The following is a 21,591-nucleotide window of genomic DNA, read 5'->3' as shown; positions in this document are numbered from 1 at the left end:
CAGGGGTCGGTCATAGGGGGTGTCTTCCGGATCAGGCCGGATCAGCGAGCGGCGTCTGGTGCGGTAGCTCGCAACCCGCGTGAGGAGAGCGCAGCGGCGCTGCGCGCGACGAGCGCGGGGCCGCGAGATGCCGTGCCAGGCGTCGGGAGCCCGGCATGATCCGGAAGACACCCCCTAAGCTCACGGAATGATCGCAACGCTTCAGTGCACCGTCATCGACTGTCCGGACCCGGCCGCGCTGGCCGCCTTCTACGGCGCGATCCTGGGGTGGGAGGTGAACGACAGCGACCCGGAATGGGCGTTCCTCACCTCGGCGGACGGGCAGCGGATCGCCTTCCAGCAGGCGCCGGACCACCAGCCGCCGCGCTGGCCGGACCCGGAGCGTCCGCAGCAGCTGCATCTGGACTTCGAGGTGCCGACGATCGAGGACGCGGAGCGGGCGCAGCAGGAGGTGATCGCGCTCGGGGCGACGTTCCTGCACGACAGTGGCGGGGAGCGGTCGGGGTTCCGGGTGTTCAGCGACCCGGTCGGGCACCCGTTCTGCGTCTGCTACGGCCAGCCGTAGCGGACGTCAGCTTGACGTGACGCGGACCCGGCGCGCACTGCCGCGCCGGGTCCCGTTCCTGCCGAACCGTGCCGTGCCGGATCAGCCGCCGAGCTGGGCCGCGGCGGTCTTGATGTTCTGGGCGAAGGTGCTCACCTCGGTGTAGACACCGGGCTTGCCGGGCCGGGCGCAGCCCTCGCCCCAGCTGACGATGCCGACCTGGATCCACGCCCCGGCGTCGTCCTTGCGGAACATCGGTCCGCCGGAGTCGCCCTGGCAGGTGTCGACGCCGCCCTGGGCCATCTTGCCCGCGCAGATCTCCTCACCGGCGACGAGTTCGTTGTACGCCGACTTGCAGGTGGCGTCGTCGACGAACGGCACCGTGGCCTTGAGCAGGTAGCGCTGCTGGCCGCCGCCCTCGACGGCGGCGCCCCACCCGGCGACGGTGAAGTCGCCCTTGTTGTACGCCGTGGTCTCGGCGATCTTCAGGGTGGGCTGGTTGATGGGCGCGGCGAGCTTGATGAGGGCCCAGTCCTTGCCGGTGCCGTTGTAGCCCGGGGCCTGAAGTACCCGGGTGGACTTGACCTTGGTGGCGCTGGAGCTCTGGAGGTCGACGACGCCCGCGGTGGCGGTGATGGAGGTGTTGGCGCCGCTGCCGTTCACACAGTGGGCGGCGGTGAGCACGAGGGTCTGGGTGTAGAGCGCGCCGCCACAGCCCATGGAGAGCCGGACCATGAAGGGGAATTCGCCCTGGGCGGCGCGGGTGCCGCCGACGACGGAGGGGCCGGGCTCGGGACCGGTGGGCTGGGCGGTCGCGGTGCCCGGCATGAGGCTGAAGGCGGCGAGGGCGGCGGCGCCGAGGGCCGCGGATCTCTTCAGGTGCTTCAGTGCGTTGCGCAACGGAAGTCCTCTCGTGGGGGGTTGTGCAAAAATGTCAGGCCCATGCCAAATCACAAGGACCTGTGTCATGCCCTGTGATTATGTGAAGTCCGCGAACAGGCTGACAAGGGTGGGTTTCCAGCCATCCGCGCGCCCCCGCGCGCCCCGCCCCCGCGCCCGGCTCCCGCCCGTACAGTGGGCCCGTGGCGGCACCACCGGGCAGCGACATCGAACACGGCTATCCGCACCTGGACATGGTCCGGGCCTCGCTCACCGCGCTCTACCGGCGGGTCTCGCGCGACACGGTGGACACCTTCGGGCTCAGCGTCGTCCCCGGTGACGTGGCCTTCTCCGACCAGGACGACCTCCACCTCGGCGTCCAGCGGGTGGCCCGGGTGATGGTGCAGCACATGCGGCTGCCGGACGCCCGGATGATCGTGAGCTTCCGCGAGATGCGGCACGCGGGGAACGTGGAGCTGGCCGCCGGGCCGGAGTACTTCATCGAGCTGAACTCCCGCTTCAAGACCCACCGCCGCGACATCGGGGCGGCCCTCGCCCACGAGGTCACCCACGTCTATCTGCACCGGCTCGATCTCGCCTTCCCCGGCACCCGCGACAACGAGATCCTCACCGACACCACCGCCGCCTACCTCGGCACCGGCTGGCTGCTGCTCGACGCGTACCGCCAGTCCGCGGTCACCAGCCAGAAGCTGGGCTATCTGACGCCGGAGGAGTTCGGCTACGTCCTCGCCAAGCGGGCCCGGCTCTTCGACGAGGACCCGTCCCCCTGGTTCACCAGCCCGCAGGCGTACGAGGCGTACGCCAAAGGCCGGGAGCTGGCCGAGCGCGACGAACGACAGCCGCCGCTCGCCGCCGCCGGGTGGACCGGCCGCCGCCGGTACGCCAAGGACCGCCGTTCGGCACAGTCCGGCCACCCCTCTCCCACCGGGGGCGACTACGTCTTCGAGAGCGGTCCGCCGCTCAGCGTGTCCTTCCCCTGCCCTACGTGCCGTCAGCGCATCCGGCTCCCGGTGCGCGGCAGGCTGCGGGCGCGCTGCGGACTGTGCCGTACGGTCCTGGAGTGCGACACCTGACGGGACCTCGGCGGGAGGGGGCCGCGTTCGAGCGCACTCCACGTCGTACCCTCGCGTGCATGAGCCCCTCCATCGCCACCAACACCCGCGTCGCCCTGGACGAGCTGCTGGAGTTCGTCCGCCCGCGCCACCGCGCCATCCTGATGACCCGCCGGACCGACGGCTCCCCGCAGGCCTCCCCGCTGACCTGCGGCGTCGACGATTCGGGCCGTATCGTCATGTCCACCTACCCCGAGCGCGCCAAGGTCCGCAACGCCAAGCGTGAGGCGGCCGTCAGCCTGATCGTGCTGTCCGACGAGTGGAACGGCCCGTGGGTCCAGATCGACGGCACCGCCGAGGTGATCGACACCCCCGACTCGGTCGAACCGCTCGTCGAGTACTACCGCAACATCGCCGGTGAGCACCCGGACTGGGACGAGTACCGCTCGGCCATGCGCAAGCAGGGCAAGTCCCTGATCCGGGTCACGCCCGAGCGCTGGGGCCCGATCGCCACCGGCGGCTTCCCCGCCCGGCTGGTGGAGGACTCCCCGGAGGGCTGACCGGTCAGCAGCGCCCGGGGCGCCCGTACAGCACGATCCGCATCCCGGGGACGTCCCTGACGGCGCATCGGTGGAAGTACCGCGCCAGCACCTCGCGCTTCACCCGCTCCTGCGGGATGTCGTCCAGCGGCTGCCCGGGCGGGTCGTTGCACATGATCGGCTCGCGGCGGCGGGCGGGCAGGAACAGCACCCCGTCGCCGGGGGACGGTGACCGCGAGCAGCAGCCGTCCGGTCTCCAGCAGCGGTGCGCGATAGGCGTCGAGGGCTTCGTACCCCGCGATGTGCCGGTCGTGCGGCAGGGCGACCATGTCCGCGCGCTGGTACAGGACGTATCCGGCGAGGGCCAGGAGCAGCGCTCCCCCGACGGCCAATGGTGGTGCGGTGCTCCCGGGAGAAAGTCAACCGGGAGCGCACACGGCACGAACGCCACGCGGCGCCCTCCCCCGGTCGGGTGGGGGAAGGCGCCGCGCGGCCGGTCCGTACGCCGTTGTACGGGCGGAGCTATAGGGGTATCGGACCGTAAGCGTCAGACCATGAGTGCCCGGTCCGTGGGGCGGATCGGGGCGGGCAGGGCGCTGGCCCCGGCCAGGTAGCGGTCCACACCGCGCGCCGCGGAGCGGCCCTCGGCGATGGCCCAGACGATCAGCGACTGACCGCGGCCCGCGTCACCGGCGACGAAGACGCCGTCCACGTTGGTGGCGAAGTCGGCGTCGCGCGCGACGTTGCCGCGCTCGTCCAGCTCCAGGCCGAACTGCTCGACCAAGCCGTTCTCCCGATCGGTGCCGGTGAAGCCCATGGCCAGGGTGACCAGCTGGGCCGGGATCTTCCGCTCGGTGCCCGGCTTCTGCTCCAGCTTGCCGTCCTTGAACTCCACCTCGATCAGGTGCAGCCACTGGACGTTGCCGTCCTCGTCGCCCTCGAAGTGGGTGGTGGAGACGGAGTAGACCCGCTCGCCGCCCTCCTCGTGCGCCGAGGTGACCTTGTAGAGCATCGGGAAGGTGGGCCAGGGCTGGCCCGGCGCGCGCTCCTCGCCCGGCTTGGGCATGATCTCCAGCTGGGTGACGGAGGCGGCGCCCTGCCGGTGGGCGGTGCCGACGCAGTCGGCGCCGGTGTCACCGCCGCCGATCACCACGACGTGCTTGCCCTCGGCCGTGATGGGGGGCGTGGTGAGGTCGCCCTCCTGCACCTTGTTGGCGAGCGGCAGGTACTCCATCGCGTAGTGGATGCCGTTCAGCTCGCGGCCCGGGGCGGGCAGGTCGCGGGAGGTGGTGGCACCGGCCGCGATGACGACCGCGTCGTACCGCTTGCGCAGCTTGGCGGCGTCGATGTCGCGCCCGATCTCGGTCTCGGTGCGGAACTTGGTGCCCTCCGCGCGCATCTGCTCGATGCGGCGGTTGATGTGGCGCTTCTCCATCTTGAACTCGGGGATGCCGTAGCGCAGCAGCCCGCCGATGCGGTCGGCCCGCTCGTAGACGGCGACCGTGTGTCCGGCGCGGGTCAGCTGCTGGGCGGCGGCGAGCCCGGCCGGGCCCGAGCCGATGACGGCGACGGTCTTGCCGCTGAGCCGCTCGGGCGGCTGCGGGGTGACGTCACCGGAGTCCCACGCCTTGTCGATGATGGTGACCTCGACGTTCTTGATGGTCACCGCCGGCTGGTTGATGCCGAGGACACACGCGGACTCGCACGGGGCGGGGCACAGCCGCCCGGTGAACTCCGGGAAGTTGTTGGTCGCGTGCAGCCGCTCGCTGGCCTCGCGCCAGTCCTCGCGGTAGGCGTAGTCGTTCCACTCGGGGATGAGGTTTCCGAGCGGACAGCCGTTGTGGCAGAACGGGATGCCGCAGTCCATGCACCGGCTGGCCTGCTTGCTGATGATCGGCAGCAGGGAGCCGGGGACGTAGACCTCGTTCCAGTCCTTGACCCGCTCGTCCACCGGACGGGTCTTGGCCACCTCGCGGTCGGTGGTCAGGAAGCCCTTGGGGTCAGCCATTGGTCGCCGCCTCCATCATCTTCTCGTGGGTCGCGGACTCGGAGAGTCCGGCTCGCTCGGCGGCGTCCTTGGCGGCGAGCACGGCCTGGTACGTAGCGGGGATGATCTTGCTGAAGCGGGCGAGCGCGCAGTCCCAGTCGGCGAGCAGCGCGGCCGCGACGGTGGAACCGGTCTCCTCCTGGTGGCGGCGCACGGCGTCGTGCAGCGCCTGCTTGTCGGTGTCGTCCAGCTCACCGACGGCGTCGAGGAGAGCGCCGTTGACGTTGTCCCGGTCGAGGTCGATGACGTACGCGATGCCACCGGACATCCCGGCCGCGAAGTTGCGCCCGGTCGGGCCGAGGACGATGGCCTGGCCGCCGGTCATGTACTCGCAGCCGTGGTCGCCCACGCCCTCGGAGACCACGGTCGCGCCCGAGTTGCGGACGCAGAACCGCTCGCCGACCTTGCCGCGCAGATACATCTCGCCGCCGGTCGCACCGTACGCGAGGGTGTTGCCCGCGATGGTGGAGTACTCGGCGAGGTGGTCGGCACCCCGGTCCGGGCGGACGATGACGCGGCCGCCGGACAGGCCCTTGCCGACGTAGTCGTTGGCGTCGCCCTCCAGGCGCAGCGTGACGCCACGGGGCGAGAACGCGCCGAAGGACTGACCGGCCGAGCCGGTGAAGGTGATGTCGATCGTGTCGTCCGGCAGGCCCGCGCCGCCGAACTTCCGGGTCACCTCGTGGCCGAGCATGGTGCCGACGGTCCGGTTGATGTTACGGATCGCGACCTGGGCCCGGACCGGCTGGGCGGCCTCGGCGGACTCCGCGTTCAGCGCGTCCGCCGCGAGCTTGATCAGCTCGTTGTCCAGGGCCTTCGCCAGGCCGTGGTCCTGCTCGACCACCTGGTGGCGGACGGCGCCGTCCGGCAGCTCGGGGACGTACAGCAGCGGGCCGAGGTCCAAGCCCTGCGCCTTCCAGTGCTGCACGGCCTGGCTGGTGTCCAGCAGCTCGGCGTGGCCGATGGCCTCGTCCAGCGTGCGGAAGCCCAGCTCGGCGAGGAGTTCGCGGACCTCCTCGGCGATGAACTGGAAGAAGTTGACCACGAACTCGGCCTGACCGCTGTAGCGCTCGCGCAGCACCGGGTTCTGGGTGGCGATGCCGACCGGGCAGGTGTCCAGGTGGCAGACGCGCATCATCACGCAGCCGGAGACGACCAGCGGCGCGGTCGCGAAGCCGAACTCCTCGGCGCCGAGCAGCGCGGCGATCACCACGTCGCGGCCGGTCTTCAGCTGGCCGTCGGTCTGCACGACGATGCGGTCGCGCAACCCGTTGAGCAGCAGCGTCTGCTGGGTCTCGGCGAGGCCCAGCTCCCAGGGGCCGCCCGCGTGCTTGAGCGAGGTGAGCGGCGAGGCGCCGGTGCCGCCGTCGTGGCCGGAGATCAGCACCACGTCGGCGTGCGCCTTGGAGACGCCCGCGGCGACGGTGCCGACGCCGACCTCGGAGACCAGCTTGACGTGAATGCGCGCCTTGGGGTTGGCGTTCTTCAGGTCGTGGATCAGCTGGGCGAGGTCTTCGATGGAGTAGATGTCATGGTGCGGCGGCGGGGAGATCAGGCCGACGCCGGGCGTCGAGTGCCGGGTCTTGGCCACCCACGGGTACACCTTGTGGCCGGGCAGCTGGCCGCCCTCGCCGGGCTTGGCGCCCTGCGCCATCTTGATCTGGATGTCATCGGAGTTGACCAGGTATTCGCTGGTCACGCCGAAGCGGCCGGAGGCGACCTGCTTGATGGAGGAGCGCCGCGCCGGGTCGTGCAGCCGGTCGGAGTCCTCGCCGCCCTCACCGGTGTTGGACTTGCCGCCCAGCTGGTTCATGGCGATGGCCAGCGTCTCGTGCGCCTCCTGCGAGATGGAGCCGTACGACATGGCGCCGGTCGAGAACCGCTTGACGATCTCGCTGACCGGCTCGACCTCCTCGATCGGGATCGAGGACCGCTCGCCGTCCTTGAAGTTGAACAGGCCGCGCAGCGTCATCAGCCGCTCGGACTGCTCGTTCACCCGCTCGGTGTACTTCTTGAAGATGTCGTAGCGGCGCGCGCGGGTGGAGTGCTGGAGCCGGAAGACCGTCTCCGGGTCGAACAGGTGCGGCTCGCCCTCGCGGCGCCACTGGTACTCGCCGCCGATGTCCAGCGCGCGGTGCGCGGACGGGATGCCGCTGGCCGGGTACGCCTTGGCGTGCCGGGCGGCGACCTCCTTGGCGACGATGTCCAGGCCCGCGCCACCGATCTTGGTGGTGGTGCCGTGGAAGTAGGTCTCCACGAAGGACTCGTCCAGACCGACGGCCTCGAAGACCTGGGCACCACGGTAGGAGGCCACGGTGGAGATGCCCATCTTGGACATCACCTTCAGGACGCCCTTGCCGAGCGCCTTGATCAGGTTCTTGATCGCGGTCTCGGCCTCCATCCCGGGCAGGAACGTTCCGGCCCGGACCAGGTCCTCGACCGACTCCATCGCCAGGTACGGGTTGACGGCCGCGGCGCCGTAGCCGATCAGCAGCGCGACATGGTGCACCTCGCGCACGTCGCCCGCCTCGACCAGCAGCCCCACCTGGGTGCGCTGCTTGGTGCGGATGAGGTGGTGGTGGACGGCGGAGGTGAGCAGCAGCGAGGGGATCGGCGCGTGCTCGGCGTCCGAGTGCCGGTCGGAGAGCACGATCAGCCGGGCGCCGTCCTCGATGGCGGCGTCGGCCTCGGCGCAGATCTCGGCCAGCCGCGCGGCGAGCGCGTCGCCGCCGCCGCTGACCCGGTAGAGACCGGACAGGTTGGCGGCCTGGAGACCCGGCATATCGCCGTCGGCGTTGATGTGGATGAGCTTGGCCAGCTCATCGTTGTCGATCACCGGGAAGGGCAGGGTGACGCTGCGACAGGAGGCCGCGGTCGGCTCCAGCAGATTGCCCTGCGGGCCCAGCGAGGAGATCAGCGAGGTGACCAGCTCCTCGCGGATCGCGTCCAGCGGCGGGTTGGTGACCTGCGCGAACAGCTGGGTGAAGTAGTCGAACAGCAGCCGAGGGCGCTCGGAGAGCGCGGCGATCGGCGAGTCGGTGCCCATCGAGCCGATCGGCTCGGCACCGGCCTTGGCCATCGGCGCGAGCAGGACCCGCAGCTCCTCCTCGGTGTAGCCGAAGGTCTGCTGGCGGCGGGTGACCGAGGCGTGGGTGTGCACGATGTGCTCGCGCTCGGGCAGGTCGGCCAGGTCGATCAGCCCGGCCTCCAGCCACTCGCCGTACGGCTGCTCGGCGGCCAGCTCGGCCTTGATCTCGTCGTCCTCGATGATCCGGTGCTCGGCGGTGTCCACCAGGAACATCCGGCCCGGCTGGAGACGGCCCTTGCGGACCACCTTGGCCGGGTCGATGTCCAGGACGCCGACCTCGGAGGACAGCACGACCAGCCCGTCGTCGGTGACCCAGTAGCGCCCCGGGCGCAGACCGTTGCGGTCCAGCACGGCGCCGACCTGGGTGCCGTCGGTGAAGGTGACACAGGCCGGGCCGTCCCAGGGCTCCATCATCGTGGAGTGGTACTGGTAGAAGGCGCGCCGGGACGCGTCCATCGAGGGGTGGTTCTCCCACGCCTCGGGGACCATCATCAGCACCGAGTGCGGCAGCGAGCGGCCGCCGAGGTGGAGCAGCTCCAGGACCTCGTCGAAGGTCGCGGAGTCGGAGGCGTCCGGGGTGCAGAGCGGGAAGATCCGGTCCAGGCCCTTGTCCCCGAAGAGGTCGCTGACCAGCTGGGATTCGCGTGCCCGCATCCAGTTGCGGTTACCCTGGACGGTGTTGATCTCACCGTTGTGGGCGACGAAGCGGTACGGGTGGGCCAGCGGCCAGCTCGGGAAGGTGTTCGTGGAGAACCGGGAGTGGACCAGCGCGATGGCCGTGGCGAAACGGCGGTCGGACAGATCCGGGAAGAACGGCTCCAGCTGACCGGTGGTCAGCATGCCCTTGTACACCACGGTGCGCGAGGAGAGGGACGGGAAGTACACGTCCGCCTCGCGCTCGGCGCGCTTGCGCAGCGCGAACGCCTTGCGGTCCAGCGCCAGCCCGCTGCTGCTCCCGTCCGCGACGAAGAGCTGGCGGAAGGCGGGCATGGTGGTGCGCGCGCCGTTGCCCAGCAGCTGGGGCGCGACCGGCACCTCGCGCCAGCCGAGGACGGTCAGCTCTTCCTCGGTGGCGATCCGCTCGATGTGCTCCGCGGCCGCGTCGTCCCCTTCCTCGGGGAGGAACGCGATACCCACCGCATACGACCCGGCCTCGGGAAGATCGAAGTCGGTCACGTCCCGCAGGAAGGCGTCCGGGACCTGTACGAGGATGCCCGCGCCGTCGCCCGAGTCGGGCTCCGAACCGGTGGCGCCTCGGTGCTCCAGGTTCCGTAGCACGGTGAGAGCCTGCTCAACGAGCTGATGGCTGGCCTCGCCGGTGAGGGTCGCCACGAAACCGACGCCACAGGCGTCGTGCTCATTGCGCGGGTCGTACATCCCCTGGCGGGCGGGGTGGGATGCGGAACGCATCGGCTCTCCCGTCGTCGTCATGGCATTTTGCGTGTGCCGAGGGACGACGTTGGCCCTCCGCGAGAATTTCGTGCAGGTTACATGATGGGTCGGTTCTCGGGAAGTGGATATTCCGTTTCACCATGCGGACACCCCTGCACGGGGTGAGTCGGGCGATGGGGACTTTGCGACCTCCGTCGCCCCGGCGCGAGACGGGCCACACTGCCCGAGCGCTACGGCTTTATGCCCGCCGGTTAAGGGATCGAAACCGCCGAGTAACAGCGTAGTTATGCGGTTACTCGTAGGGGAGGGCGGCGGAGAGGCGTAGGAGAGGTCAGCCTACGGCCGTACCGAAGAGGGCGCCCAGGGCGTAGGTCACACCCGCCGCCGCCCCGCCCAGCGCCAGCTGCCGCAGCCCGCTGAACCACCAGGGCTGAGCGGTCACCCGGGCCACCACCGCACCGCAGGCGAACAGCCCGAGCAGCGCCAGCAGCACCGCGGGCCACAGCGCCACCGCGCCCAGCAGATACGGCAGCACCGGCAGCAGCGCGCCCAGCGCGAACGAGCCGAACGACGACACGGCGGCGACCAGCGGCGACGGCAGATCGTCCGGGTCGATGCCCAGCTCCTCGCGGGCGTGTATCTCCAGCGCCTGTTCCGGGTCCTTCGACAGCTGCGCGGCCACCTCGCGGGCCAGCTTCGGCTTCACGCCGCGCGACTCGTACAGCGCCGCCAGCTCCGCCATCTCGTCCGCCGGATGCTTGCGCAGCTCACGCCGCTCGACCTCCAGCTCTGCCTCGACCAGCTCGCGCTGGGAGGCGACGGAGGTGTACTCACCGGCCGCCATCGAGAACGCACCGGCGGCGAGCCCCGCCAGCCCGGTGATCACGATGGTCTGCCGGTCCACGGCCCCGCCCGCGACGCCGGACATCAGCGCCAGGTTGGAGACCAGCCCGTCCATGGCCCCGAAGACGGCCGGGCGCAGCCAGCCGCCGTTCACATCGCGGTGGGTGTGGTTGTCGCGGTGCGCGATGTGCGGTGACTCGATGGTGTCGATGACGGACATGTAGCTACGTGCTCCCTTCGCGGGCGCGGACCTGCCGCCCGCCCCCAATGACTCGAAGGTAGCCACGCGATCCCCTGTCCCGCCAGCAAGGAAGGCCGAACTTACCCTTCTGACCTGCGGAAATGCGAAGAGGCCGCCGAAACTCGATGGTTCCGGCGGCCTCTGGCCCACACACGTCAGGGTTTCTTGGTCGCCTCCGGCTCGGCCGAAGCCTTCGCCTTGTCCTCGCCCTCGCTGGCGCCCTCGCTGCCGTCCTCGTCCTCGGCGGCCTCGGCCGCCGGGCCGTTCTCAGCCGCCGGGCCGTCCTCCACCGCCAGGGGCTCGACGACCTCTTCCCGGCCGGGAGCCTTCTTCGCGGAGATCACCAGGTACGCCACCGCCGCCAGGAAGACGACGATCGACGTCCAGTCGTTGAGCCGCAGGCCCAGGATGTGGTGGGCGTCGTCCACCCGCAGGTACTCGATCCAGAAGCGGCCGACGGTGTACGAGGCCACATAGAGGGCAAACGCCCGGCCATGGCCCAGCTTGAAGCGGCGGTCCGCCCAGATCACCAGCAGCGCCACGCCGACGCACCACAGCGACTCGTAGAGGAACGTCGGGTGGTACGTACCGGCCACGCGCCCGGTGTCGGGGTCGGCGTCGATCTTCAGGCCCCACGGCAGCGTGGTCGCCTTGCCGTACAGCTCCTGGTTGAACCAGTTGCCCCAGCGGCCGATGGCCTGGGCCAGGGCGATCCCGGGGGCGATGGCGTCCGCGTATGCCGGGAGCGGGATCCCCCGGCGGCGGCAGCCGATCCAGGCACCCAGCGCGCCCAGCGCCACGGCTCCCCAGATCCCCAGGCCGCCCTGCCAGATCTTGAAGGCGTCGACCCAGTTCTGGCCGTCCGTGAAGTACAGCTGGTAGTCGGTGATGACGTGGTAGAGCCGCCCTCCCACCAGGCCGAAGGGCACCGCCCACACGGCGATGTCGGCAACGGTGCCGACCTGGCCGCCGCGGGCGACCCAGCGCCGCCCACCGAGCCAGACGGCAGCGAAGACGCCGATGATGATGCAGAACGCGTAGCCGCGGAGCGGGATCGGACCGAGGTAGATCACGCCGGACGACGGGCTGGGAATGTAAGCGAGTTCCATGACAGGGTCGACGCTACCGTGCCGGGCGGCGGATGCGGCAACTGCCCGGCACAACGTGTGGATAACGGGTATCAGCCTCTCCCCGCCGCCGCGACCAGACGCTTCAGCTTGTTGTTCGACAGCGGGGTGTCCGGACCGTAAATCGACTTCCCGTCGAGCAGCACGGTCGGGGTCGAGGTGAAACCGGAGCGGTTGAAGTCGGCGTGCGTCTTCCTGACCCACCCGTCGTGACGGCCGTCCTCGACGCACTTGCGGAACGCCGCCGTGTTCAGCCCGGGGACCTTGTCGGCCAGCCCGATCAGCCTGGCGTTCTTCGCGTACGCGTCCTTGGTCTCCACCGGCTGATTCCGGAACAGCACATCGTGGTACCCCCGGAACTTCCCCGCGTCCTGGGCGCACGCGGCCGCGTTCGCCGCGCGCACCGAGCCGGTGCCGCCCAGGTTGCCGTCGATGATGGCGACGAGGTGGTACTCGACCCGCAGCCTGCCGCGGTCCTCCAGCTGGTTCACGGTCCGGTGGAAGACGTCCTCGAACTGCTTGCAGCCGGGGCAGCGGAAGTCCTCGTACACGGTCAGCGTGGCCGGGGCGCCGCGCTTACCGGCCGGGATGACCAGATCGCCCTTCCCCGTCGCGCCGCGCGGCGGCTCGACGGAGCTGCCGGACTTGCCCGAGTCCTGGTTCGCCTTGGTCGCGAACACGCCCACACCACCGGCGACCGCGAGAACGGCGACCACCGCGCCGACCATGCCCAGCGTCCGCTTCCGCTTGCCGCGCGCCCTGTCCTTCTCGCGCTCTTCCCGCAGTCGCTCCCGGGCGCTGCGCTTTCCCTCACGGTTTTTCTGGCTCACGCCCTCGCCTAACGAGGCGGAGGGGCACCGCTCAGCCCCTCCGCCCCGTATTCCCTCTAACGAGCGACGCGCACGCCCTCCGCCAGCTCACCCGCGAGCTGGCGCACGCCCTCCAGACCGGCCTCCGCGGTCTCGGCGTCCAGCAGCCGCTTCACAAAGGCCGACCCGACGATGACCCCGTCCGCGAACTGGGCGACCTCGGCCGCCTGCGCGGCGTTCGACACCCCGAGCCCCACGCACACCGGGAGCGCGGTGGTCGCACGGGTGCGCGTGACCAGCTCGCGCGCCTCCTGTCCTACCGATTCCCTCGTTCCGGTGACGCCCATCAGCGACGCGGCGTAGACGAAACCGCTGCCGACCGCCGTGATCTTCGCCAGCCGCTCGTCCCGGCTGCTCGGCGCGACCACGAAGACCGTGGCCAGCCCGTGCTGCTCGGCGGCCTTCCGCCACACCTCGGACTCCTCGACCGGCAGGTCCGGCAGGATGCACCCGGCGCCCCCGGCCGCGGCCAGCTCCGCGGCGAACCGCTCGACGCCGTACCGGTCGACGGGGTTCCAGTAGGTCATGCACAGGATCGGCGCACCCGTCGCCGCGTGCACCTCCCCCACCGTCCGGATCACATCGCGGATGCGGACCCCGCCCCGCAGGGCGATGTCGTCCGCGGTCTGGATCACCGGCCCGTCCAGCACCGGGTCGCTGTGCGGCAGCCCGACCTCGACGACGTCACAGCCGCCCTCGATCATGGCCGTCATCGCGGCCACGCCGCCGTCCACGGACGGGAATCCGGCGGGCAGGTACCCGACGAGCGCCGAGCGCCCCTCGTCCTTGGCCTTGGCCAGTACGGACCCCAGCAGCTCCAGATTTCCGGCCATCACTTGGCTCCCTCGTCGTAGAGCCCGAAGTACCGAGCCGCCGTGTCCATGTCCTTGTCGCCACGCCCGGACAGATTCACCACGATCAATCCGTCGGTGCCCAGCTCCCGCCCGAGGTCCAGCGCCCCGGCCAGCGCGTGCGCGCTCTCGATCGCCGGGATGATCCCCTCGGTCTGCGACAGCAGCCGCAGCGCCCGCATCGCCTCGTCGTCCGTGACGGCCCGGTACTCGGCCCGCCCGGTGTCCTTGAGGTACGCGTGCTCCGGCCCGACGCCGGGGTAGTCAAGACCGGCCGAGATCGAGTACGGCTCGGTGATCTGGCCTTCGTCGTCCTGCAGCACGTACGAACGCGAGCCGTGCAGGATCCCGGGCTCGCCGTGGCTCAGCGTCGCCGCGTGCTCCCCGGACTCCACCCCGTGCCCCGCGGGCTCGAAGCCCACGATGCGCACGGCCTCGTCCCCCAGGAACGCGTGGAACAGCCCGATGGCGTTGGACCCGCCGCCCACGCACGCCGCGACCGCGTCCGGCAGCCGTCCGGTCCGCTCCAGGATCTGCCGCCGCGCCTCCACGCCGATCACCCGGTGGAAGTCCCGTACGAGCGCGGGGAACGGATGCGGCCCGGCCACCGTGCCGAACAGGTAGTGCGTACGGTCCACATTGGCGACCCAGTCGCGGAACGCCTCGTTGATGGCGTCCTTCAGCGTCCTGCTGCCCGACTTCACGGCGATGACCTCGGCGCCCAGCATCCGCATCCGCGCCACGTTGAGCGCCTGCCGCTCGGTGTCGACCTCACCCATGTAGATCGTGCACTCAAGGCCGAACAGCGCGCACGCGGTCGCCGTGGCGACGCCGTGCTGGCCCGCGCCGGTCTCCGCGATGACCCGGGTCTTGCCCATCCGCTTGGTGAGCAGGGCCTGCCCGAGCACGTTGTTGATCTTGTGGGACCCCGTGTGGTTGAGGTCCTCCCGCTTCAGGAAGATCCGCGCGCCCCCGGCGTGCTCGGCGAACCGCGGAACCTCGGTCAGGGCGCTGGGCCGCCCGGTGTAGTTGACCAGCAGGTCTTCCAGCTCGGCCGCGAAGGCCGGATCGTCCTTGGCCTTGGCGTACTCCGCGGCGACCTCATCGACCGCGGCGACGAGCGCCTCGGGGATGAACTTGCCGCCGAACGCACCGAAATACCCCTCGATGCTGGGGACCTGACCCTCGGGGTCCGGAATGAAGAAATCAGAGGACATCAGACGTACTCCGCGAAGTCGTGATGAACGGAACGCACCACCGGCCGGTGGTTCGCTGACGTGACAGGTGGGCACATCGCACCGCTGGCGTACGCGACAACGCGCCGTCAGCGCCCGCGACACACCGTGCGACAACCCGCCGTCAACGCCATCGGCGCCCGTTGACCTGCCCCGGCTCGCATCCGATGTGGTAGCGCACGCGACGCCCGCGCACCCGCCGTGCGGGTGCGCGGCATCCCCGGGGGCGGCACCCCCGCGCCAGGCGCGCGCTCACGTCCATGGTCCGCTCAGTCCCGCCCGTGCCGCAGCGCCGGATGCGCACCGGCGGCCACCAGATCGGCGACCGCGCCCTTCGGGTCGCGCCCCGTCACCAGGGACTCCCCGACCAGCACCGCGTCCGCGCCGTCGTTCGCGTAGGCGATCAGGTCGTGCGGCCCGCGCACACCCGACTCCGCGATCTTGACGATGTGGTCCGGGATCTCCGGCGCGACCCGCGCGAAGTTCCCCCGGTCCACCTCAAGGGTCTTCAGGTTCCGCGCGTTGACGCCGATCAGCCGCGCCCCGGCGGCCACGGCCCGCTCGACCTCTTCCTCGTCGTGCACCTCGACCAGCGGGGTCAGCCCGATCGACTCGGCCCGCTCGATCAGCGAGACCAGCGCCTCCTGCGGCAGCGCGGCCACGATCAGCAGCACCACGTCGGCGCCGTACGCCCGCGCCTCCCACAGCTGGTAGGAGGTGACGATGAAGTCCTTGCGCAGCACCGGGATGTCGACCTTGGCCCGGACGGCCTCCAGGTCGGCCAGCGAGCCGCCGAAGCGCCGCTGCTCGGTGAGGACGCTGATGAGGGACGCGCCGCCCGCCTCGTAGTCGGCGGCGAGCGCGGCCGGGTCGGCGATCGCGGCGAGCGCGCCCTTGGACGGGCTGGACCGCTTGACCTCGCAGATCACCTTGACGCTGTCACCCTTGAGCGCCGCCACGCCGTCCTTCGCCGGCCGGGCCTTGGCCGCCCGCTCCTTGAGCTCGTCGAGGGTGACGCGCGCCTGCCGCTCCGCGAGGTCGGCACGGACACCGTCGATGATCTCGTCGAGCACACTCACGCGAGCGGCCCCCTTCCGGGACGGGGATGGAGCTTCTGGTCGAATGCGATGGTAGCTGTCAAAGCACCGAGGTCTTGCATCCGGTTGACGTCGCGTCCCACCACGTGGTCGAACGCCATGTCTCGCACAACAAAGATCAGGGAGTCAGTAGTCCCCCGAAGGGGAAATTCCGGACGACGGTGAAGACGAGAACGACACCCCCGATCACCCAGCCGTGCCACGCCTGCCACGTCCGGCATCCGGTTCCCCGCCGTACGAGCCACGGCCGCCCGAGAGCCCGGGCACACCACACCACCCACCCCGCGCAGAACACGCCCCCGCACACCACCACCAGCGCGTTGTCCCCCAGGGCGCGCAGCAGCTCGCCGTGCGCCACCGCGTGGGCGCTGCGCAGCCCGCCGCAGCCGGGGCAGTACAGCCCGGTCAGCCGGAACAGCGGGCAGACCGGGTAGTGGCCGGGCTGATGGGGATCGACGGCACCGACGTACCCGAAGGCGGCGGCGACGCCGATGAGCGCGCCCAGGGGAGCGAGGAGCCGACGTGCCACGGAAGACGCCGCAGGTGACAGGAGCACATCGCCGAGTCTCCCCGGGAAACCACGAAGGCGCGGCTCAGGACCGTGCCCGAAGACCCGGATGGGTCACCGGCACCGGCCCCGCGCCGCGCCTCGCCGACTCACTCCTGGGTCTGGACCTGCTTCTCGCCCACCATCCGCAGCGGCTTCGCCTTCGGGGCGCCGAGCCCGGCCGCGCGCATGGCCGCCGTGACGACACCGCCGAGGAGAGCGATCACGATGCCCGCCCAGAAGCCGAGCGGGTTCGCCAGCACGGTGAACGCACCGGCGACGCAGAAGCCGATGAAGGCGATGGTGACACCGGTCCAGGCGGCCGGGGTGTGCCCGTGGGCGTTGGACATGAATTCTCCTCGTAGCTCTACACAGCGCCTGGCCGGGCGCGTGGGGCGAAGCTCCCACGCCATTGTCCCCGATGCCGGAAGCGCCCTTTCGCGGGGGTGCCTACGAGGTGACCGTCGGGTCCTCGCCGCGGTCCAGGGCCTTCCACAGCTCGTCGGGGCGGTCCGGGTCGGACGCCGCGGGGGTGCGGCGCCCGGCGCCCCGGCCCTCGGCCCCGGCCCGCTCGTAGCGCCCGGACATGGCGGGCCAGTGGCGCCCGTACGCCAGCGCGAGCAGGCCCGCGCACAGCAGCAGCACACCACCCGCGAGGGCGACCCAGGGCCAGGGCGTGTACGACACGTCGTGGATGGAGCTGCCCGCCACGCCGGTCACCTTGGACGCCTTCTCCTTGAGCGCCGCCTTGTCGGAGGCCCCGAGCGCGGCGCTGACGGCGATGCCCGTACCGCTGAGGGCGAGCAGCAGGGAGACGACGACGCGGCCGACGCGGCGTACGGCGAAGACGGCCACGAGCGCGGCGAGGCCGACGACGGCGAGGGCACCGGGCAGTCCGGTGATGTCGTCGCCGTTGGCGCTCTGCGGCAGGGAGCCCTGGGCGACGCTGGCCGTGCCCTCGGCCCACTTGCGGCTGGCGGCGAGCAGGACGAGCGCCGCGCCGAGCGCACCGCACAGCAGCGCGACGGCGAGGCTGCCGCGGGCCGCTCGGCGGCCGCGCGGAGCGGTGACGGCGGGGGCGGAGGGCTCGTTCTCGGCCCGGGGCGGGGGTACGGCTGCTGCACTCACGCCTACCACTATCCCCCACGCCGAACCTGCCCTGACCGGGGGCTCCGCCCCGGACCCCCGCCAGCGGGACCGGGCTAGCCCAGGCGGTTCGCCGCGTGCACGGCCCTCAGCACCGCCGCCGCCTTGTTGCGGCACTCCGCGTCCTCGGCGGCCGGGTCGGAGTCGGCGACGACACCGGCCCCGGCCTGGACGTACGCCGTGCCCTCGCGCAGCAGCGCGGTACGGATGGCGATGGCGGTGTCGGAGTCGCCCGCGAAGTCGAGGTAGCCGACGCAGCCGCCGTACAGCCCGCGGCGGCTCGGCTCCAGCTCCTCGATGATCTGCAGCGCGCGCGGCTTGGGCGCGCCGGAGAGGGTGCCCGCCGGGAAGCAGGCGGTGAGGACGTCGAAGGCGGTGCGCCCCTCCGCGAGCTTGCCGGTGACCGTGGAGACGATGTGCATGACATGGCTGTAGCGCTCGACCGACATGAAGTCGACCACCTCGACGCTGCCGGGCTCGCAGACCCGCCCCAGGTCGTTGCGGCCGAGGTCGACGAGCATCAGGTGCTCGGCCCGCTCCTTGGGGTCGGCCATCAGCTCCTCGGCGAGGGCGGCGTCCTCCTGCGGGGTGGCGCCGCGGGGCCGGGTGCCCGCGATGGGGTGCAGCATGGCGCTGCCGTCCTCGACCTTGACCAGCGCCTCGGGGCTGGAGCCGACCACGTCGAAGCCGTCGAAGCGGAAGAGGTACATGTAAGGGCTCGGGTTGGTGGCCCGCAGGACCCGGTAGACGTCGAGCGCGCTGGCCGTGCAGGGCGTCTCGAAGCGCTGCGAGGGGACGACCTGGAAGGCCTCGCCCGCGCGGATGCGCTCCTTGATGTCGTCCACGGCCGTTTTGAAGTCCTCGCCGCCCCACAGCGCGGTGTACTCGGGCACCTCGGAGGCGGGCAGCGCGGTGGGGTTGGTGGGGACGGGACGTACGAGATCGGCGGCCATCGCGTCGAGCCGGGCCACGGCGTCCGCGTACGCCTCGTCGACGCCGGTGTCGAGGTCGTTGTGGTTGATCGCGTTGGCGATCAGCAGCACGGTGCCGTCCCAGTGGTCGAGGACGGCGAGGTCCGAGGTGAGCAGCATGGTCAGCTCGGGCAGCCGCAGATCGTCCCGCGTGTGCTCGCCGACCTTCTCCAGACGGCGGACGATGTCGTAGCCGAGGTAGCCGACCATGCCGCCGGTGAAGGGCGGCAGGTGGACGAGACCACCCAGGTCACGCGGGGTGTGCAGGGTCTCGACGGTGGCGCGCAGGGCGGCGAGCGGATCGCCCTCGGTGGGGACGCCGACGGGCGGGGTGCCCAGCCAGTGGGTGCGGCCGTCGCGCTCGGTGAGGGTGGCGGCGCTGCGGACGCCGACGAAGGAGTAGCGGGACCAGGAGCGGCCGTTCTCGGCGGATTCCAGCAGGAACGTGCCGGGGCGCTCGGCGGCGAGTTTGCGGTAGAGGCCCACCGGGGTGTCGCCGTCCGCGAGCAGCTTGCGGGTGACGGGGATGACGCGGCGGTCGGCCGCCAGCTTGCGGAAGGTCTCGAGGTCCATCGTGGCAGCGTCCTGGGTCATGGGTGAGGAGCCTAGTGGGCGATCTTGGGTCCGAGGGTGGGGCTACTCGCCCAGGGGGAGGACGTCGGCGTCGAAGCAGGTGCGGTCGCCGGTGTGGCAGGCGGCACCGGTCTGGTCGACGCGGACGAGCACGGTGTCGCCGTCGCAGTCGAGCGCGACGGACTTGACCAGCTGGATGTGGCCCGAGGTGTCGCCCTTGACCCAGTACTCCCGGCGGCTGCGGCTCCAGTAGGTGCAGCGGCCGGTGGTGAGGGTGCGGTGCAGCGCCTCGTCGTCCATCCAGCCGAGCATCAGCACCTCGCCGGTGTCGTACTGCTGGGCGATGGCGGGGACGAGGCCGTCGGCGCCGCGCTTGAGGCGGGCGGCGATGGCCGGGGCGAGGGCGGAGGGACGATCGGAGCCGGTCATGCGACCATTCTGCACGTCCCGGTGAGTGATCCTTTTCCCCGCTGAAATGGCTGGGCCCGATGGTCGGACCGTGGGGGCGATGGGGCATGCTTCGGGCATGACGTTTCCGCCGCCGTCGCATGACCACAACCGGCCTGGAAACGGCGGGGGGTTTGGTCCACCGCCGCAGCCGCAGCAGGAGCCGCAGCAGTCACAACAGGCACAGCAGGAACCGCAGGAAGCACCGCAGCAGGGCTTCGGGCCGCCGCCTCCCGACGCGGCCCCGGTCCCGGTCCCGGCGGGGCAGGGACAGCCCGGTCCGCCCGCCCTCCACGGCGGCTTCGGACCGCCCCCGCCCCCGCCGCCCCCGGCCGGTCCGCCGCCCCGCCGTTCCAGGGCCGCGGGGCTGGTGACCGGCGTGGCCGTGGGCCTCGCGGTGGTCGCCGGGGTGGCCTTCCTCGGCTCGCAGGACGACGACGGCGGCGACAAGGCGGCCGACGCCCCGTCCGCCTCGAACCGCCCCCTCTCCTCGCCCTCGGACGAGGCGTCCGCCCCGCAGGGCCAGGAGGACCCGGGCCAGGGCGCACCGCTGGGCGGCGGGGACGACCAGTCGGCCGCCCCGTCCCCCGACGCCTCGGAGCCCGGCCGCAAGATGCCGTACGCCGTGCTCAAGCCGGGCACCTGCTTCGACCACCCGGCGATGGACAGCAGCGTGACGAAGATCGAGAAGCGCTCGTGCACCCGCGCGCACGACGGCGAGGTGATCACCAACACGAGGCTGGCCGGGAAGTTCTCCTCCGAGCGGGCGATCCAGCGCAAGGCGCTCTCGCTGTGCGCGGTGGACGCCGAGAAGCGGCTGGAGAGCGTCCCCAACGACGGCCGGGTGTACTACTACTACGCGCTCTACCCGGCCCTGGGCACGTATACGGAGCACGGCAAGGACCGGGTCTCGTGCGCGCTGACGGTGAGCACGGGCAAGGACGGCGCGAAGCTGAGCGAGCCCATACCCCAGTAGTACCCCTGAGGGATATCCGGGTCGCTTCTCATGGCGGGCGGCGGGCGTCGGCCGTAGGGTGGGCGGTATGTCCACTCACGCGAAGCGCGAACGCCTGCTCCTCGCCGATCTCTTGGAGAACGCGGGCCCCGACGCCCCGACGCTGTGCGAGGGCTGGACCACCCGCGATCTGGCGGCCCACCTCGTGGTGCGCGAGCGCCGCGCCGACGCGGCCGGCGGCCTGGTGATCAAGCCGCTGGCCCAGCGGCTGACCCGGGTGCAGGCCGAGTTCACCGCGAAGCCGTACGAGGAGCTGGTGCAGCTCTTCCGCACCGGCCCGCCGCGGATGTCGCCCTTCGCGATGAAGCAGGTGGACGAGGCGGCCAACACGGTCGAGTTCTACGTCCACGCCGAGGACGTCCGCCGCGCCCGCCCGGACTGGACGCCGCGCGAGATCGACCCGGTCTTCGCCGACGCGCTGTGGTCCCGTATCGAGCGGACCGCGCGGGTGTTCGGCCGCAAGTCCCCGGTCGGTCTTGTGCTGCGCCGCCCGGACGGCCGTACGGCGGTCGCCCACCGCGGCGTCCCGGTGGTCACGGGGACCGGCGAGCCCGGTGAGCTGGCGCTGTTCCTGTACGGGCGACAGAAGGCGGCCCGGGTCGAACTGGACGGCGACAAGGAAGCGGTGGCCGAGGTGCGGGACGCCAAGCTCGGCATCTGATGTCCTAGAGGTGTCGGCGCCGCGTCACTGCGTGCTGCCGAGGTTGAGCGTGACGACGCCGCCGATCACCAGGGCCACGCCGAGCGCCTTCGCCGCGGTGAGCGGTTCGCCCAGGAAGAGCAGACCGATCACCACGATGAGGGCTGTGCCGAGGCCCGACCACAGGGCGTACCCCACCCCGACCTGCATCCCGTCGTGGATCGCCCGCGCCAGCAGGAAGCACGCCACCGCGTAGGCGGCGAGGCAGGCGAGGGAGGGCCCGAGGCGGGAGAAGCCCGCGGTGGTTTTGAGGAGACTGGTGCCGATCAATTCGGCGGTGATGGCGGCCAGAAGGAGGAGGTAGGCCATGCGGACAGTCTCCGAGCGGTGAGAAGTGCACGTCAAACCTGTCGGCAGGGGCCTGAGA

General features: G+C 71.4%; 22 protein-coding genes. 5 read left to right on the top strand and 17 right to left on the bottom strand.

Annotation, left to right across the window (positions count from 1 at the left end; all coding sequences use genetic code 11):
• The first annotated feature begins 187 nt into the window (after positions 1-187).
• Complete coding sequence (locus tag ACFV9T_RS38780) at positions 188-565, top strand: VOC family protein (RefSeq protein WP_385447487.1); 378 nt, start codon at positions 188-190, stop codon at positions 563-565.
• A gap of 81 nt (positions 566-646) precedes the next feature.
• Here ACFV9T_RS38780 and ACFV9T_RS38775 read toward each other — a convergent pair whose 3' ends face one another.
• Positions 647-1,444: a S1 family peptidase gene (locus ACFV9T_RS38775; protein ID WP_385447485.1), complete on the bottom strand. Its 798-nt coding sequence runs from the start codon at positions 1,442-1,444 to the stop codon at positions 647-649.
• 233 nt (positions 1,445-1,677) lie between these two features.
• Here ACFV9T_RS38775 and ACFV9T_RS38770 point away from each other — a divergent pair, with 233 nt between their 5' ends.
• Together ACFV9T_RS38770 and ACFV9T_RS38765 are read left to right on the top strand one after the other, a co-directional pair.
• The gene (locus ACFV9T_RS38770) at positions 1,678-2,517 is read left to right on the top strand and encodes a hypothetical protein (RefSeq protein ID WP_385447491.1); all 840 of its coding nucleotides are present in this window, start codon (positions 1,678-1,680) and stop codon (positions 2,515-2,517) included.
• Positions 2,518-2,576: 59 nt separating this feature from the next.
• Positions 2,577-3,056, top strand: a complete 480-nt coding sequence (locus ACFV9T_RS38765; RefSeq protein ID WP_385447483.1) for a PPOX class F420-dependent oxidoreductase — start codon at positions 2,577-2,579, stop codon at positions 3,054-3,056.
• Positions 3,057-3,060: 4 nt separating this feature from the next.
• Here ACFV9T_RS38765 and ACFV9T_RS38760 read toward each other — a convergent pair whose 3' ends face one another.
• From ACFV9T_RS38760 to hisI, 15 genes are all read right to left on the bottom strand, one after another.
• Positions 3,061-3,246 carry a hypothetical protein gene (locus ACFV9T_RS38760; RefSeq protein ID WP_385447481.1) on the bottom strand — a complete coding sequence of 62 codons (186 nt, stop codon included), beginning with the start codon at positions 3,244-3,246 and terminating at the stop codon, positions 3,061-3,063.
• A gap of 336 nt (positions 3,247-3,582) precedes the next feature.
• On the bottom strand, positions 3,583-5,043 hold the full coding sequence (locus tag ACFV9T_RS38755; protein ID WP_385447480.1) for a glutamate synthase subunit beta: 1,461 nt from the start codon (positions 5,041-5,043) through the stop codon (positions 3,583-3,585).
• On the bottom strand, positions 5,036-9,580 hold the full coding sequence (gltB, locus tag ACFV9T_RS38750; protein WP_385447478.1) for a glutamate synthase large subunit: 4,545 nt from the start codon (positions 9,578-9,580) through the stop codon (positions 5,036-5,038). Before gltB ends, ACFV9T_RS38755 begins: the two co-directional genes overlap by 8 nt.
• A 313-nt stretch (positions 9,581-9,893) precedes the next feature.
• Positions 9,894-10,625, bottom strand: a complete 732-nt coding sequence (locus tag ACFV9T_RS38745) for a VIT1/CCC1 transporter family protein (RefSeq protein ID WP_385447476.1) — start codon at positions 10,623-10,625, stop codon at positions 9,894-9,896.
• A 176-nt stretch (positions 10,626-10,801) separates the two neighbouring features.
• Positions 10,802-11,755 (bottom strand): prolipoprotein diacylglyceryl transferase, encoded by a 954-nt coding sequence (lgt, locus tag ACFV9T_RS38740; RefSeq protein ID WP_385447474.1) that lies wholly within the window; start codon positions 11,753-11,755, stop codon positions 10,802-10,804.
• Positions 11,756-11,826: 71 nt separating this feature from the next.
• Positions 11,827-12,603, bottom strand: coding sequence for a DsbA family protein (locus tag ACFV9T_RS38735; RefSeq protein ID WP_385447472.1), 777 nt, complete (start codon positions 12,601-12,603; stop codon positions 11,827-11,829).
• 56 nt (positions 12,604-12,659) lie between these two features.
• Entirely contained in the window at positions 12,660-13,475 is an 816-nt protein-coding gene (gene trpA, locus ACFV9T_RS38730) for a tryptophan synthase subunit alpha (RefSeq protein WP_385447470.1), read from the bottom strand.
• A complete protein-coding gene (gene trpB, locus ACFV9T_RS38725; RefSeq protein WP_385447468.1) occupies positions 13,475-14,710 on the bottom strand; it encodes a tryptophan synthase subunit beta in 1,236 nt (411 codons plus the stop codon). The genes trpA and trpB overlap by 1 nt, the downstream gene beginning before the upstream one ends.
• Positions 14,711-14,852: 142 nt before the next feature.
• Positions 14,853-14,990: a tryptophan biosynthesis modulator TrpM gene (trpM, locus tag ACFV9T_RS38720; RefSeq protein ID WP_385447467.1), complete on the bottom strand. Its 138-nt coding sequence runs from the start codon at positions 14,988-14,990 to the stop codon at positions 14,853-14,855.
• Between the two features lie 7 nt (positions 14,991-14,997).
• Complete coding sequence (gene trpC, locus ACFV9T_RS38715; RefSeq protein ID WP_385447465.1) at positions 14,998-15,807, bottom strand: indole-3-glycerol phosphate synthase TrpC; 810 nt, start codon at positions 15,805-15,807, stop codon at positions 14,998-15,000.
• Positions 15,808-15,943: 136 nt separating this feature from the next.
• The gene (locus ACFV9T_RS38710; protein ID WP_385447464.1) at positions 15,944-16,354 is read right to left on the bottom strand and encodes a DUF2752 domain-containing protein; all 411 of its coding nucleotides are present in this window, start codon (positions 16,352-16,354) and stop codon (positions 15,944-15,946) included.
• A 128-nt stretch (positions 16,355-16,482) separates the two neighbouring features.
• The gene (locus ACFV9T_RS38705) at positions 16,483-16,722 is read right to left on the bottom strand and encodes an HGxxPAAW family protein (RefSeq protein ID WP_385447462.1); all 240 of its coding nucleotides are present in this window, start codon (positions 16,720-16,722) and stop codon (positions 16,483-16,485) included.
• A gap of 100 nt (positions 16,723-16,822) precedes the next feature.
• A complete protein-coding gene (locus tag ACFV9T_RS38700; protein WP_385447460.1) occupies positions 16,823-17,500 on the bottom strand; it encodes a TIGR02234 family membrane protein in 678 nt (225 codons plus the stop codon).
• Positions 17,501-17,574: 74 nt separating this feature from the next.
• On the bottom strand, positions 17,575-19,062 hold the full coding sequence (locus ACFV9T_RS38695) for an anthranilate synthase component I (RefSeq protein ID WP_385447489.1): 1,488 nt from the start codon (positions 19,060-19,062) through the stop codon (positions 17,575-17,577).
• A 63-nt stretch (positions 19,063-19,125) separates the two neighbouring features.
• Entirely contained in the window at positions 19,126-19,491 is a 366-nt protein-coding gene (hisI, locus tag ACFV9T_RS38690; RefSeq protein ID WP_385447458.1) for a phosphoribosyl-AMP cyclohydrolase, read from the bottom strand.
• A 97-nt stretch (positions 19,492-19,588) separates the two neighbouring features.
• Between hisI and ACFV9T_RS38685 the strand changes: the two genes are divergently transcribed.
• Together ACFV9T_RS38685 and ACFV9T_RS38680 are read left to right on the top strand one after the other, a co-directional pair.
• Positions 19,589-20,485, top strand: coding sequence for a hypothetical protein (locus tag ACFV9T_RS38685; RefSeq protein WP_385447456.1), 897 nt, complete (start codon positions 19,589-19,591; stop codon positions 20,483-20,485).
• A gap of 67 nt (positions 20,486-20,552) precedes the next feature.
• Positions 20,553-21,185 (top strand): TIGR03085 family metal-binding protein, encoded by a 633-nt coding sequence (locus ACFV9T_RS38680; protein WP_385447454.1) that lies wholly within the window; start codon positions 20,553-20,555, stop codon positions 21,183-21,185.
• A 24-nt stretch (positions 21,186-21,209) separates the two neighbouring features.
• On the opposite strand, the gene ACFV9T_RS38675 is transcribed toward ACFV9T_RS38680, so the two are convergent.
• Complete coding sequence (locus ACFV9T_RS38675) at positions 21,210-21,533, bottom strand: DMT family transporter (RefSeq protein ID WP_385447452.1); 324 nt, start codon at positions 21,531-21,533, stop codon at positions 21,210-21,212.
• Between the last annotated feature and the right edge of the window lie 58 nt (positions 21,534-21,591).

Source organism: Streptomyces sp. NPDC059850 (assembly GCF_042731515.1).
Taxonomy (GTDB): domain Bacteria; phylum Actinomycetota; class Actinomycetes; order Streptomycetales; family Streptomycetaceae; genus Streptomyces.
Note: the sequence above shows the minus strand (reverse complement) of the source record. Positions and strands in the feature narration are given on the sequence as shown.

Excerpts from the sequence above, each read along its gene's own strand:
- ACFV9T_RS38780 (WP_385447487.1), top strand. The coding sequence starts at position 188 with ATGATCGCAACGCTTCAGTGCACCGTCATCGACTGTCCGGACCCGGCC.
- ACFV9T_RS38770 (WP_385447491.1), top strand. The coding sequence starts at position 1,678 with ATGGTCCGGGCCTCGCTCACCGCGCTCTACCGGCGGGTCTCGCGCGAC.
- ACFV9T_RS38765 (WP_385447483.1), top strand. The coding sequence starts at position 2,577 with ATGAGCCCCTCCATCGCCACCAACACCCGCGTCGCCCTGGACGAGCTG.
- ACFV9T_RS38755 (WP_385447480.1), bottom strand. The coding sequence starts at position 5,043 with ATGGCTGACCCCAAGGGCTTCCTGACCACCGACCGCGAGGTGGCCAAG.
- gltB (WP_385447478.1), bottom strand. The coding sequence starts at position 9,580 with ATGCGTTCCGCATCCCACCCCGCCCGCCAGGGGATGTACGACCCGCGC.
- ACFV9T_RS38745 (WP_385447476.1), bottom strand. The coding sequence starts at position 10,625 with ATGTCCGTCATCGACACCATCGAGTCACCGCACATCGCGCACCGCGAC.
- lgt (WP_385447474.1), bottom strand. The coding sequence starts at position 11,755 with ATGGAACTCGCTTACATTCCCAGCCCGTCGTCCGGCGTGATCTACCTC.
- trpA (WP_385447470.1), bottom strand. The coding sequence starts at position 13,475 with ATGGCCGGAAATCTGGAGCTGCTGGGGTCCGTACTGGCCAAGGCCAAG.
- trpB (WP_385447468.1), bottom strand. The coding sequence starts at position 14,710 with ATGTCCTCTGATTTCTTCATTCCGGACCCCGAGGGTCAGGTCCCCAGC.
- trpM (WP_385447467.1), bottom strand. The coding sequence starts at position 14,990 with ATGGACGTGAGCGCGCGCCTGGCGCGGGGGTGCCGCCCCCGGGGATGC.
- ACFV9T_RS38705 (WP_385447462.1), bottom strand. The coding sequence starts at position 16,722 with ATGTCCAACGCCCACGGGCACACCCCGGCCGCCTGGACCGGTGTCACC.
- ACFV9T_RS38695 (WP_385447489.1), bottom strand. The coding sequence starts at position 19,062 with ATGGACCTCGAGACCTTCCGCAAGCTGGCGGCCGACCGCCGCGTCATC.
- hisI (WP_385447458.1), bottom strand. The coding sequence starts at position 19,491 with ATGACCGGCTCCGATCGTCCCTCCGCCCTCGCCCCGGCCATCGCCGCC.
- ACFV9T_RS38685 (WP_385447456.1), top strand. The coding sequence starts at position 19,589 with ATGACGTTTCCGCCGCCGTCGCATGACCACAACCGGCCTGGAAACGGC.
- ACFV9T_RS38680 (WP_385447454.1), top strand. The coding sequence starts at position 20,553 with ATGTCCACTCACGCGAAGCGCGAACGCCTGCTCCTCGCCGATCTCTTG.
- ACFV9T_RS38675 (WP_385447452.1), bottom strand. The coding sequence starts at position 21,533 with ATGGCCTACCTCCTCCTTCTGGCCGCCATCACCGCCGAATTGATCGGC.